The sequence below is a fragment of the Paenibacillus paridis genome (assembly GCF_006345825.1).
GTDB classification, from domain to species: Bacteria; Bacillota; Bacilli; order Paenibacillales; family Paenibacillaceae; genus Pristimantibacillus; species Pristimantibacillus paridis.
Genome location: NZ_VCIX01000075.1, coordinates 141,691 through 154,647 on the forward strand (window position 1 = coordinate 141,691; position 12,957 = coordinate 154,647).

The 12,957-nt window shown below is 47.7% G+C and carries 13 protein-coding genes and 1 other annotated feature; of the genes, 9 read left to right on the plus strand and 4 right to left on the minus strand.

Features of this window, described 5'->3' with window-relative positions:
• Positions 1 to 24: 24 nt before the first annotated feature.
• Positions 25 to 1,053 (plus strand): DUF1835 domain-containing protein, encoded by a 1,029-nt coding sequence (locus FJQ58_RS06830; RefSeq protein WP_139991674.1) that lies wholly within the window; start codon positions 25 to 27, stop codon positions 1,051 to 1,053.
• Positions 1,054 to 1,854: 801 nt separating this feature from the next.
• Here FJQ58_RS06830 and FJQ58_RS06835 read toward each other — a convergent pair.
• Positions 1,855 to 3,096: a DUF418 domain-containing protein gene (locus FJQ58_RS06835; protein ID WP_139991675.1), complete on the minus strand. Its 1,242-nt coding sequence runs from the start codon at positions 3,094 to 3,096 to the stop codon at positions 1,855 to 1,857.
• 113 nt (positions 3,097 to 3,209) lie between these two features.
• Between FJQ58_RS06835 and FJQ58_RS06840 the strand changes: the two genes are divergently transcribed.
• Both FJQ58_RS06840 and FJQ58_RS06845 read left to right on the plus strand, forming a co-directional pair.
• On the plus strand, positions 3,210 to 3,944 hold the full coding sequence (locus FJQ58_RS06840; RefSeq protein WP_139991676.1) for a response regulator transcription factor: 735 nt from the start codon (positions 3,210 to 3,212) through the stop codon (positions 3,942 to 3,944).
• Entirely contained in the window at positions 3,941 to 5,680 is a 1,740-nt protein-coding gene (locus FJQ58_RS06845; RefSeq protein WP_139991677.1) for a sensor histidine kinase, read from the plus strand. The genes FJQ58_RS06840 and FJQ58_RS06845 overlap by 4 nt, the downstream gene beginning before the upstream one ends.
• A gap of 49 nt (positions 5,681 to 5,729) precedes the next feature.
• Here FJQ58_RS06845 and FJQ58_RS06850 read toward each other — a convergent pair whose 3' ends face one another.
• On the minus strand, positions 5,730 to 6,902 hold the full coding sequence (locus FJQ58_RS06850) for an aminotransferase class I/II-fold pyridoxal phosphate-dependent enzyme (protein ID WP_274382319.1): 1,173 nt from the start codon (positions 6,900 to 6,902) through the stop codon (positions 5,730 to 5,732).
• Between the two features lie 55 nt (positions 6,903 to 6,957).
• Positions 6,958 to 7,194: a binding site (T-box leader), on the minus strand.
• A 247-nt stretch (positions 7,195 to 7,441) separates the two neighbouring features.
• On the opposite strand from FJQ58_RS06850, the gene FJQ58_RS06855 reads away from it, so the two are divergent.
• Together FJQ58_RS06855 and FJQ58_RS06860 are read left to right on the plus strand one after the other, a co-directional pair.
• Entirely contained in the window at positions 7,442 to 8,122 is a 681-nt protein-coding gene (locus FJQ58_RS06855; protein ID WP_139991678.1) for a class I SAM-dependent methyltransferase, read from the plus strand.
• A gap of 177 nt (positions 8,123 to 8,299) precedes the next feature.
• Positions 8,300 to 8,641: a hypothetical protein gene (locus FJQ58_RS06860; RefSeq protein ID WP_139991679.1), complete on the plus strand. Its 342-nt coding sequence runs from the start codon at positions 8,300 to 8,302 to the stop codon at positions 8,639 to 8,641.
• Positions 8,642 to 8,837: 196 nt separating this feature from the next.
• On the opposite strand, the gene FJQ58_RS06865 is transcribed toward FJQ58_RS06860, so the two are convergent.
• Positions 8,838 to 9,053 carry a hypothetical protein gene (locus FJQ58_RS06865; protein ID WP_139991680.1) on the minus strand — a complete coding sequence of 72 codons (216 nt, stop codon included), beginning with the start codon at positions 9,051 to 9,053 and terminating at the stop codon, positions 8,838 to 8,840.
• A gap of 255 nt (positions 9,054 to 9,308) precedes the next feature.
• Here FJQ58_RS06865 and FJQ58_RS06870 point away from each other — a divergent pair, with 255 nt between their 5' ends.
• The 4 genes from FJQ58_RS06870 (at position 9,309) to FJQ58_RS06885 (ending at position 12,074) form a co-directional block, all read left to right on the plus strand.
• Complete coding sequence (locus FJQ58_RS06870) at positions 9,309 to 10,226, plus strand: helix-turn-helix transcriptional regulator (RefSeq protein ID WP_139991681.1); 918 nt, start codon at positions 9,309 to 9,311, stop codon at positions 10,224 to 10,226.
• A gap of 82 nt (positions 10,227 to 10,308) precedes the next feature.
• The gene (locus tag FJQ58_RS06875) at positions 10,309 to 10,818 is read left to right on the plus strand and encodes a DinB family protein (protein ID WP_139991682.1); all 510 of its coding nucleotides are present in this window, start codon (positions 10,309 to 10,311) and stop codon (positions 10,816 to 10,818) included.
• An 89-nt stretch (positions 10,819 to 10,907) separates the two neighbouring features.
• Positions 10,908 to 11,324, plus strand: a complete 417-nt coding sequence (locus FJQ58_RS06880) for a DUF1761 domain-containing protein (RefSeq protein ID WP_139991683.1) — start codon at positions 10,908 to 10,910, stop codon at positions 11,322 to 11,324.
• Between the two features lie 180 nt (positions 11,325 to 11,504).
• Positions 11,505 to 12,074 carry a YdeI/OmpD-associated family protein gene (locus FJQ58_RS06885; protein WP_139991684.1) on the plus strand — a complete coding sequence of 190 codons (570 nt, stop codon included), beginning with the start codon at positions 11,505 to 11,507 and terminating at the stop codon, positions 12,072 to 12,074.
• Positions 12,075 to 12,215: 141 nt separating this feature from the next.
• On the opposite strand, the gene FJQ58_RS06890 is transcribed toward FJQ58_RS06885, so the two are convergent.
• A complete protein-coding gene (locus tag FJQ58_RS06890; RefSeq protein WP_139991685.1) occupies positions 12,216 to 12,905 on the minus strand; it encodes an S-layer homology domain-containing protein in 690 nt (229 codons plus the stop codon).
• Positions 12,906 to 12,957 lie beyond the last annotated feature (52 nt).

A 12,957-nucleotide genomic window follows, 5' to 3' on the forward strand; every position in this document is an offset into this window, starting at 1 on the left:
CCCTATGTATGAAGGAGGCCGAGCATGCTGCATATTGTTAACGGTGATGTGGTAGGCGAGAAGTTGAAGCTAGGCGTTGTAAAGGGTGATGTGCTTGTATGGAGAGAGATTTATCCGGCAGGGCCGATCTTTGAAAATCCAGCTGGAGCTTATGAACGGCCGCTGAGGGCCCGTGTGCTCGAAGAAACGATGGGCATTCACTCTGGTGAATTCATAGCAGGCTGCGAGGAACAAGAACAGAAACTTCGTGAATTTTCCAAGTACAATGAAGTCGTGCTGTGGTTTGAGCATGACCTGTTTGACCAGAGCATGCTCGCTTATTTGCTCCACTGGTTCAAACAGCAGGAACTAGGCCATACGAAGCTGAGTCTGCTCTGTATTGGGGAGTTTCCCGGAATCGAACGATTTCACGGCCTAGGGCAGCTCACTCCGGCACAGCTTCAGACATTATCCGGAACCTGGCGGACCATTGGGCAGCGAGAAATGAAGCTCGGAAGCGAGCTTTGGCAGGCTTACGCCTCACCTGAACCTGTTCAAATGGCTGAGCTGCTGAAAAATAAGAAGGAAGAATTGACGGCATCCGGCCTCCCTTTTGCCTTTGATGCCTTCAGCGCGCATCTCCAGCGGCTGCCCTCGAAGCGGAATGGCCTCGGCCTTGTGGAACAGACCACGTGTCAAGCCGTTCGCAATGGCGCGAACACGCCATTGGCCTTGTTCCGTCAAGTAACTGATAGCCTGCATGTGCTCGGCATGGGCGATATCGAATACTGGAAAGTCATCCGTGCTTTAGCACATGGCAAGCATCCCTTGCTAAGTATTGATGGGTCTAAGACCAGCTTGGATCCGAGCAACATGCCGGAGTTTCTGAACCATCCAGTCCATCTGACCGAGCTTGGGAATGAGGTGCTGAATGGAGCGGCGGATCGCATTGCGATTCAAGGGATCGACGAGTGGTTTGGCGGACTGCATCTTCACGGGCATGACATTGCATGGCGCTGGGACGATTTGGGCGGAGGCTTGGTCCGCCAGGGGAGAAGTGATGGAAGCAGATGAACAGTGGGCCTTGCTCTGCCCTACCTTTAAGTCCACTTTCCTCAAAAGATAGATAAGCAACGCAAATAGGTATGTAAAATACACTTTAACAACATAACCACTTCTCATGCGAATAGATCCATATTCTTGGCTGGCTGTTTTACTTTTTTCATGATTTTGCTTTTTTCATATTTTTACTTTTTCACGCTTTTCCTTTACCCTTACAGTTACCTTTACCTTTTCCTTTTCCTTTTCTTATTCTGTTTTTCCGTTCTATCTTTTATCATTTTCGTTTATGATTTCTCGCCCTTCGATTTAGCTGGAAATCCTCCCTCTATTTCAATGAATATTGGACTTTCGGGGTATTTAGTTGGAATTTTTCCCTTTAATTCCATGTATCATGCCTAAATTGGCATGAAACGGTTGAATTAACGGGAACGATTCCCTCTATTTCATCAGCCCGGCGTATTACGCTATTTTAGCGGGAGGAATTCCATCTATTTCATTAGCCCAACAGTTTACGCTATATTAGCGGGAGGATTTCCCTCTTCTAAATCATAATCCTTCTGTTGTCGACCCAATAAACGGATGAAAACCATTCATTTCGTTATGATCCCAGGTTCTTTTTTACATATAAAAGTTGAACGGAAAGAAACGATGTCTAAGCGATGCGAAAAGATCGTTCTGAAGAAACGGAGTGTTCACCTTTGTAGCCAGATTCTTACCTTACGTCAGAGTAACCTCTCTAACCAAGCATTCACCAGCAGCCAACCTTCAACCCAACCGTCAACTTGTGCAATCCGGTCAGGACTTAACACAGCGCTATGCTCCCGTATTTACTCCGGGCGTATCGGAGAGCTTCCGTCCGCTCCTTGTTTTGCCGCTGAAGGACCAATACGTCCACATCCGCAGCAATCGCTCGAACGGGCCATTTTTAAACCTGCGCAAAACCCAGCTGGATACTACAGCTTGCAAGGCATAAATAAGCAGCGCAAGAAGTAAACCATTTAATACGCCGATTTTGCCAAACCAGCCCAGCCCGTAGCCATAAAAGATCGTGGTGCTAATGACTGTCTGCATTAAATAGTTCGTCATGGACATCCGTCCTACCGCTTCAAACGCCATAATGATTTTTGAGCTTTTGGAAAGATAAGACAGCAAGAGCGCAAGTCCAAAAATATACCCCAGCGCCAGCAAAGGTCCGCCTGCCGTCAGCAGCAGTAGATTCCATTTCCCTTCCGGCAGGAGAACGGCCGCGCTCTTCGTCGCAAGGCCAATCGGCAGAAATATCGCCATTGCCCAGCTATATTTTCGCCGCTCCCGCTTCGGATTGTGAAACCATTGTTTCTTCGCCGCCGCTATGCCAAGCAAAAACATCGGCAGCAGGATTAACGGCATTAACAGTAAAACGAAGAATAGGAGCGCTTCTGGAAGATCAAGCGGATCTTCCTTTTGGCGAAAATCCATAATTTCCTTGTAGGTTCCTTCCCCATTGACCGTAATCGACTTTTCCACATACGCCTGCATGCGCTGCTCGGCTTTCGGTTCTTTTTGTTCCGAGCCATAACTGATGCCTGCCATGAGCACACTCAAGATGATTCCCCAAATGACCAGCGTCCGCGGCGTCCGCTTCACAAACAGCAGCAAACAAAAGCCCGCCAGCCCATAAGCCAGCAAAATATCGCCCTCCCACAGAAATATACTATGCAGCAGTCCCAGCCCCATCAACATCAGAAAACGGCGAATGAATGGCCCCGCTGGTTTATGCCCCTTCGCCACAAGCGATTCGCGCAGCTTAACCAAGCTGTATCCGAACAGAAACATAAAGATGGGCATGAAGCTGCCTTCTACGATAATCTGAAGTCCATGGTGCATCACATGATCGAGCCTGGTTGGGTTAAAATGCTGCATTTCCTCTTTGCCATAGATACCGTATTGAAAAATGAGCATATTAGCGATCAATATGCCCAGCAAGCTGAAACCTCTGATAGCATCCATTATGCGAATCCGGCTTCCTGTTTCTATGGCGTTAACCACAGCTATCACCCCTTTGTTTACAATCATAGCGGCTCCTGTTAAACGACTTACAAACGGAACTGAAACAGAAACTTAATTTTCCTGCCATTTGTTCAACTGCTGTTAAGGTTTATATGCTAGCATGAAGGCGGGTGATAATTATGAATAGAGATACGATTGTTATCGTTGATGATGAACCGTCGATTGTGAAAATGCTGCAGCTCGTGCTTCAGAAAGAAGGCTTCCAGCACATTTATACAGCCGGAACCTGCCGGGAAGCACTGGATACGATAGCCAAGCACGGGGCCAACATCGTGCTGCTTGACGTGATGCTGCCCGATGGCAGCGGATTCGAGCTTTGCTCCCAGATTAGGCAGCTGGGCAATCCTCATATTTTATTTTTGACCGCCAAAGCTTCCGATCTGGATGTTCTGACGGGCTTCGCGCTGGGCGGCGACGATTATATAACCAAACCGTTTAATCCTTTAGAGATTGCCGCACGCATTAAGGCGCGGCTTCGCCGCAGGGATGAAAGCGGCCAAGCTCCTGGCGCCTCCTCTTTGTTCACCGCTGCGGCGCAGCCTATATTCCGCTTCGGGCGCTTTCAAGTGAACGAAGCCGCAGGCGAGCTGCTTGTCGACGGGCAGCCGGTCTCGTGTCCGGCACAGGTTTTCCAGCTTCTGCTCTTTTTTTGCAAAAATCCCGGAATCGTCTTCTCCAAAGGGCAGCTTTATGAGGCTGTGTGGGGAATTGACGGGATTGGCGACGACAATACGGTCATGGTCCATATCCGGCGGATCAGGGAACGAATCGAGCATGATCCTAGCATGCCGACCCATCTGCTTACCGTGCGCGGATTAGGCTACAAACTGGCAAAGGATCCTACCGGCTTATGAAGATTCAGCGGCGAATGGCTTTCCATTTCACATACCAGCTCATTATATATTCCGTTCTCATTTTCGTAGCCATGTGCATATTGCTTTTTATCCTGATCAGCAAAATCATGAACGAAGATTTAAGGAGCAGCTTTCCCGCCGGCGCACTTAGCTCAATTGTAACGGAAACCTTATTTGACGATAGCAATATCAAGCTGTCCAATCGCTGGCGAACGCTCATAGAGGAGCAAGGCATGTGGCTACAGGTCGTAGATACCAAGGGCGATGTGATCTATAGCGCCAATACCGATAGCGATCAGCCTATGTCTTATTCGGTTACCCAGCTCCTAGCCATTCAGCAATCGGGCAAATATGGAGACTATTTTGTGGATAATCAGCTCGATCAAAGCTACAGCAGCCCCTACCTGTTCCTTCTTGGGTATAAGAGCCCGCAGCAGGAGAAGCTTGAGCGCTGGTATAATGCCTATCAGCAAAACGGTTTAGTCAGCCCCGCGCACCGTGATGCCCTTATCGCTGAGCTCCGTGAAACAAGCAGCTATTTGCTTATCGTTGATCAAGCGGGCGACAACGTTCAAATGATTGGCGATCAAGCTTCGGCCGTCAATGAATACGAACCGCTGGAAGTTCTGATCATGCAGCAAAAGCCTCGCAATTACGATACGAATATTTATGTGTACCAGCCGCCCGCAAGCAAGCTGACCTGGATTATGCATACGCCAAATGCACCGGGAACCTTTGCAAAGCAGCCCGTCTTCAAAGAAATTATTCGCGTCTTTATTTGGATGGGCGGTTCGATCCTACTCCTCTCGCTCGCGATTTCCATATGGCATGGCATCCGTTATGGCCAGCCCCTCATGCTGTTTGTGGGGTGGTTTGAGCGAATGGGCAGAGGTCTCTATGATGAGGTGCTAACGCCCAAGGACCGCCGAAGAGTTTTCCGCCGCAACGGCAAGCTTCGCATCCGTTACCGTCTCTACCGCGAAGCCATCGGCTCTTTTTACCAAATGGCCGAACGACTCGCCCAAACGGAAAAGGATCGGCTGCAGTTGGAGAAAACGCGGGAAGAATGGATGAGCGGCATCTCGCATGATTTGCGGACTCCGCTGTCCACCGTGCAGGGCTATGGCTATATACTGGAAAATTCACCCGCGCACTGGAGCGCGGAGGAGCTTCAGGATATGGGGAAAATGATCCGCGAGAAAAGCGGTTATATGCTGGAGCTGATGTCTGATTTCTCGCTAATTTTTCAATTAAAGCAAAGCGCCGAGCTTATAGAGAGGAAAGAGCTTGAGCTTGGCGAGCTCGTTAGAAGAGCCGTCCTGAAATATGTGAATGACGCCACGCTATCCGAAGCCGACTTTCAATACGAAGGGGAGGAGCAGCCCATACCCGTGCTCGGCAACGAGAAATGGCTGCAGCGGCTCATGGACAATTTGCTCTCCAACGCCGTTAAGCATAATCCGCCAGGCGTCGCGGTTACGGCAGCCTGCGGAATGGTCAACGACGAAGCCTATATTTGCGTTTCCGATAACGGTCGAGGCATGGATGACGAAACCATCCACAATCTGTTTGAACGCTACTACCGCGGCACGAACACGGAAGAATCCAGCGATGGCTCCGGCCTTGGCATGAGTATTGCTAAAATGATCGTGGAAGCGCATGGCGGCCGCATAGAGGTTCGCTCTGCTATCGGTGAAGGCACCTCCATCCTCATCTATTTCTCCGGAGATGAATAGAGATTTCTAGAAGGGAGTCCTCCGACTCCCTTCTTTATATTTCTTCCTTCTATAACGCGCGCAAGCAGCGATCGATGCGCTCCAGCGCCTCCGTCAGCCTAGGCACGGAGGACGCATAGGAGCAGCGGATAAAGCCTTCCCCGCCTTGGCCAAACACATGGCCTGGAACGGTAGCTACCCCCGCTTCAAACAGCAGCTTTTGTGCGAAGGAGTCGGAATCAAGCCCGGTATGCGCAACCGAGGGAAAAGCATAGAACGCCCCGCGAGGCTCGTGGCAGGGCAAGCCGATCTCCCTCAATCCCTTTACAAACATCCGTCTCCGCTGGTTATAGGATTCCATCATCCTATCCTTTTCCCCGAGACCGTTCCGCAGCGATTCAATTGCAGCGATCTGCCCAATGATCGGCGCGCACATAACGGTATATTGGTGGATTTTCAGCATCGCCCCAAGCAGCTCCTGATTCCCGCAAGCGTAACCGATTCTCCAACCGGTCATGGCAAATGCTTTCGAGAATCCGCTAATTAACAGCGTTCTATCCTTCATGCCCGGCAGTGTTGCAAAGCTGACGTGCTTGCTGTCATAGGTAAGCTCAGCATAGATCTCATCAGAGATGACAATCAGGTTGTTGTCCTCAACGATCTTAGCAATGGGCAGCCAGTCCTCATAGGTCATCATTGCTCCCGTTGGGTTGCTAGGATAGTTAATGATTAATATCTTGGAGCGTGGTGTAAGCCCGGCCTTTAATGCCTCCGCTGTCAGCTTGAAATCGTCCTTCGCAAACGTTTCAACCTCAATGACCTTCCCCCCGTTTAACTGGGCAATCGGCGAATAAGCCACATAGCTCGGAACTGGAACGATGATCTCATCCCCCGTCGCAATAAGAGCCCTCAGCGCCAGATCGATCGCCTCACTCCCCCCTACGGTCACGATAATCTCATTGGAGGGCTCGTATTTCACTTGAAAGCTATTGTACAAATAGCCGGCAATTTCTTCTCTCAGCTCCAGCAGCCCTGCATTCGGCGTGTAGGTGGTTTTTCCGAGCTCGAGTGCTCGGACGCAAGCAGCCCGAACATGCTCCGGTGTCACGAAGTCAGGCTCTCCGACTCCAAGGGAGATAATGTCCTTATTCCCTTCCGCTAGGCTAAAAAACTTTCGGATGCCCGAGGGCGGAATTTGCTTCACCATTGGCGAGATCATCTCGCTCATTGACCATGTTTTCATTGCTGTTCCTCCTAAAAAAAGGTTATTTGAAAACAAAAAAAGAGACCCATCCCTGTAAAGGGACGAGTCTCCACCCGTGTTACCACCCTAGTTCCACGCCGAAGCGCGACACTCTGCTCATGTATCCATCAATACATGTTCCCGTTAACGCTGGAATTGCGGCAGAGCTTACTCTCGTTCAGCCTGCTTCTCGGAGATGGCTTTCCGCTAGCGCCTGAACGTTGGTTTTCAGCTCCCCCAACTCTCTGTTCGAACAGGCCCATAACGTACTCTTTCTCGTCTTCGAATATAAAAGCTATTCAGCTTGTCATTGCATATCAACTAAATTGTTAAAATTTTTACCAATGATAACATCAAAAACACGGATATGCAATACCCATTTTTTTGTTAATAAAAGCCGAATCACTCATAGTTATAAGCTATAAAGTTTATTTGTTTTATATATTTCCATTATGAAGGCCAGAGCTGTAACATACAACTTAACTTCACGCGGAATAGATTACAATCCACACTTATCAAAGATTCGAGGAGGCCTACTTATGAGTGATATCGTCAAAAAACATTTCGATGCCGTCGCGCCACAATATGACCGCCAGCGCCGCCAATTGATCCCTTGCTTTGATGATTTTTACGGCATCGCAACCGATATGGTTAAATGTGAGAGCAACACGCCGCGCATTCTGGACCTAGGGGCTGGCACCGGGCTGTTCTCCTCTTTCCTACGGAGCAAATATCCAAGCGCTTCCCTTACGCTCATCGATCTCAGCGAGGAAATGCTGAAGGGAGCCCGCTCCCGCTTCGAGCAGGATGCTAACGTCAGCTACATCACGGCCGATTATTCCATATATCCTTATACGGAGATGTACGATGCCGTCATTTCCTCCCTATCCATTCACCACCTGACTCATCCCGCTAAGCGCGCGCTATTCCGGACTATCCACGGGCTGCTAGCCGACGGAGGCCTATTCGTAAACGCTGATCAGGCAGCAGGCCCGTCGGCATATTGGGAGGATTATTACATGGCCCAATGGAAAAAAGCCATCTGGCAAAGCGGCTTGCCTGCTGAAGCCATTGAAGCCTCTATTGAACGCCGTAAAGTCGATATAAATGCCACGGTGCAGGACCAGCTCGACTGGCTGCGCGAGGCGGGCTTTGCCCAAAGCGATTGTGTTTATAAAAACATGGGGTTCGCTGTATTTGCCGCTCATAAGAGCCCGTAATGGATCCCACGTTCCTTCTGCCTCAATCTTTCAAAGCCAAAGCCGGAGCAATTCCCCTTTAACAAGTGCGGATTGAATCGGCTTTTATTTCGATTTTGAAATTATTCGCTTGCAATCCCTTTAATTCCGAGTATAATACTAGGTATAGAAACATTACGGAGATTGGAGCTGACCGGCATGACCTATTCCGAGAAACAAATTGCAGCAAAATGGGTTGATGATTATTTGGATCTTTACAACTTTGCCGTAACCGTCGGAGATACCGAATGGCAGCAGCAAATCCTCCAAACCTTGCATGCGAAAGACAACCATATCCGTCTCGAAATCGAGCATGGCATCCGCGTGGACCTATGGCTGCGTTTTGATCAAATTAATCGTAAAATGCTTGATATATACGAACAGCTTCGCGACGCCCAGCATTCGGAGCAGCAGCAGAAGCAGCTTAGAGAAAAGGTATGGGAATTCAAGCTTCAGAGGGTTATGATCGCTAGCAAGCTGAAGGCTCACTATGCATCCTAATGAGGGATTGTGGGGTCATGGAATCAAATTCATTGCCGCCTAGCCGAAAAGCTCTGAAAATAAAAAAAAGCCGGCATGCAGTGATCTGCTCTGCTTAGCTATGTAGGATATTGCATTGAGGAATGGCATGCAGCGAACTGCTCTGCCCACGTATCTAGATTCTACTTTCTATGAATGGCCAGATTCATAGATCATGTTACATCGATACTTGCTCCATGTCGCGCATCATCTTCATCATCATCGTGGACATCTCGTCGCATTCTTGCATTTTCATCATCATCATGTTCATATCCATGCTGTCCATCATGTTCATTTCCATCATCATGTCCATCATCATCTTCATGGATTTCATCTTGCACATCATTTCTTCCATGCACATGTTCATCATCATTTGCATTGCCATTTTTTCCATTATCGTTCACCTCCCCAAATAATTTCCTATACAGAAGATACTACAGCCGCGAAAATATTTCAAGGCTTTTTTTCGTTTTTTATTGATTTTTTATAAATAGGTATGTTATAAATAAAGATTACTCTTTTAATTCTTATTACTCCCCTTGGAATAATCGTTATGCTCGGACAATAACCAACGCCAAGACTAGCTAAAACAAAATTTGTGATATAATAATGCCCACTAAACGAAATGGAATAACGGGCGGGGATACCTATGAAATTGGAACGATTGATTTCTATGATCTACAAGCTGCTTAATCACGAAGTTCTGTCTGCCTCCGTGCTAGCAGAAGAGTTCCAAGTTTCTCAAAGAACCATCTATCGGGATATCGATGTCATCTGTGCAGCCGGCTTTCCGGTCATCTCTTATCAGGGAATGAATGGCGGATATGGCATGATGGACGGATATAAAATGGATAGAAGCTTGCTCGGTTCATATGATGTTGATTCCCTAATCACTGTGCTTAGCAGCCTCTCCTCCGTATTTGAAGACGAGCGTGCGCAAGGAACCATTGAACGATTGCAAACGATCGGGCCTGAACATCAAACACCGATTCTATCGGTAGACTTTGAAACCCGTCGTACTGATCCCGAAGCGCTTCCTTATTTACGAACGGCCATTAAGGAGCGAAATATCGTCCGCTTTGATTACATCAATGCAAAAAATGAACGGACATCCCGTGATTTGGAACCGATTAGGCTTCATTTTAAATATAGCAATTGGTACGTGTATGGTTATTGCCGAACTAGGCAGGATTATCGGGAATTCCGGCTATCAAGAATACTCAATTTGTTTCTGACACAGGATACCTTTCAGCCACATCATGAGGTGCCGGAAGAGGGGCGTCGTTCAAACAAGGAATGGCAGGATCAAATACAGGATGTGGTGGTCAGGGTGGGACCTGAGGCTCTGTCAGAGGCTATGGATCAGTTTCACCAGGTGGATAAGCAATTTCTGGCCGATGGAAGCGTGACGCTGCGAATTCCGGTTTACAAACCGCTGGAGGCACGCTGGCTTTGGTCCATTCTGCTGAGTTTTGGCAGCGGCGCCGAAGTCCTCGAGCCCTCTCCGCTGCGAGCCATTTTAAAAGAACAGCTTTCAAATACGCTCAAACTCTATGAAGAAGTATGACAGACTGTTGTCATACTTCTTTTATTATGATTACAACAGATACCAAAACAAACTCATGAGAAGCCAAAAGGAGACGTTATGAATGTCGAATCATCCGGTACAAATGTTTGAATACCACACCTGGGCCAGCCAAACCATCCTGGGGAGAATCAAGGAACTCCCGTCCTCCGTGCTGAGCCAAGAAGTGAACAGCTCATTTCCCACCATCGCCCATGCACTGAGCCATATCTATGCGGTTGATAAGATGTGGTATCTGGTTTTGACAGGTACGGGTATGCCAGAGGCGTTCCAAGCATGCATACCGCTAAATGAAAGCATCCTGCCATCCATAGATGACTATTCCAATATCTATGCCGAGTTATCCGATCAATTCAGAGAATGGTTCAGGAGCAATCCCAATTTAGAGCAAACGACTTTGCTTGATAATCCGTTCGCAGGAGCCCGCCAAACGCGGCTATCAGAAATTGTGCTGCAGCTGGTCAATCACGGGACCTATCACAGGGGCAATGTGTCTACAATGTTGCGCCAGCTCGGCCACGCGTCCACTATGAACGACTATTCGCTTTTTTGGTATCAAGAACCGACTAAGTAAAGATTGACCTGCAAAATCAATCGATCAATTCCTCATTAAACCTCTGCTACTGTTAATAAAAATACGTTTTATCGAATAGGAGAAAAATGATGTTTCATGTACTACAAGAGATTAACTGGATTGCAGTATTATTAGCTGCATTAGCTTCCGCTGTATTGGGAGGACTTTGGTTTACTGTGTTTTTCGGAAAAGCTTACGCCTTTGCGCTAGGAAGAGAAGGCAAACCTGCTGAAAAGCCAGCCCCCCTATTTATTGCAGGACCTTTTGTGTGCGGTTTAATAACGACAGTCACCATGGCCGTTTTGATCTATGCCTTAAATATCGAAACCCTTGTTGATGCTATCCTCTTCGGTGTCATTGTCGGTATCGGCTTGTTGGCCTCAACGACTGTCAATACGGCAATCAATCCAAACATGCCTCGACCGCTTTTGTACGGACTGATTAGCGGCAGCTACTTCTCACTGTCCGGTTTGATCATTAGCATAATTCTTGTCATTATGAAATAGTGGGTTATTCATGAATCGGCAATAGGCTTAGCACGCGTTCTAAGGTCATTAAATATTAACCTCCAAAATAAACGCTGCCCAGTTCTCTTGAGAGAACTGGGCTTAATTGCTAAGCTAGCCTTATCGTCTATAAGCATCAGAATTACATTCCATACCGAGAAAGGAGAAAGTATCTTAATTATGGACATTGAAAATCTATTTACTGCAATATCGAAAGAGGATTTAAGGGATTGGCTGCAAGAGAATAGCAAGATAGCAACATCTTGTTGGGTCGTCGTGAGCATGGCGCCAAAACCAGACTCGTTGCTGTATTTGGACGCGGTGGAACAATCTTTATGCTTCGGTTGGATCGACGGGGTTAAGAAGAAAATATCTGAAACCGGGCTCGCGCAGAGACTGTCCCCAAGAAGCAAAAAAAGCAATTGGACTGAATTGAATAAAGAGCGTGTCCGCCGCTTGGAAAAATTAGGGTTGATGACGAATGAAGGAAGAAAGGCGCTTCCAGATATGAGTCATGATTCTTTTAAAATAGATACGGTGATCGAGCAAAGGCTAAAAGAGGATACACAGGTATACGAGAATTTCTTGGCGTTTCCAGCTCTTTATCAAAGAGTTCGAATCGACACGATTCAAAGCAATAAACATCAGCCAGAATTATTTAAGGATAGATTAGACAAATTTATAGCAAACACGAAAGAAAATAAAATGTATGGCCAGTGGCATGATAATGGCCGCCTTCTGGATTATTAAGATGCGCTAGATCGAATAGAGTGAAATGAAGTGTTTACAGCCGCTCCCCCTCCCACAACGTGAAGGCTAAGGCTTTTACAACAAAAAGCAGCCAACCAGACTTGGAATAGTCCGATCGACTGCTATGCATCTTAACAAAACTTAAGCCGTTGTTTCCGGCTCAACCGGGTCTGGAGCAACATCGTCCTTGTGCGCATCAATGAAGCTGCGTGTATCATACAGGATCGCTGCCGCTTCGGCACGCGTCAGTACATGCGTTGGATCGAAGTTGCCTGCTTCATCCAGGGATACGATTTTGTACAGAAGCGCACGTTGGATCGTACCTTGGTAGTCAACCGTGATCGACTTCTCATCTTGAATTTGGATGAACATTTTAATCGTCGGGTACTGGCCTGTCAGCTCAAGAGCCTGTACGAGATAATGCGTGAACTGCTCCTTGGTGAGCGGTGCCTTCGGATCAATATCGGCTGGAATATCCAGGCCGTTATAGTGGGCAATAACAAAATCCTCCGCGTACCACGCGTCGTTGTTTACTTTTGTATAAAAACCGTCCGCAGTTGGCGCGCTTGAGAAATCAATGGCTGCGAGGCTAATTTGCGTTGCTCTAACGATTAAGGAAATGCCTTGTGCGGCGGTCAGGTTATCTTCCGGGTTGAATGACGTATCGCTCACTCCCTTGATAATGCCTTGTTGCTGCAGGGCTTCAATCTTCGCTTTGCTGCTTAAGCTAGAAATATCGCTAAATGGAGCTGCTGCAAAGGCTTGTGTAGCAATAGTTGCAGAAAGCATGACAGCGACCGCTGCAATGGATGTCGTTATACGTTTCTTCATGGTCGTCCACCTCTTCTGATTGGTTTTGTCCGTTCTCCTATTAGAACGGCGC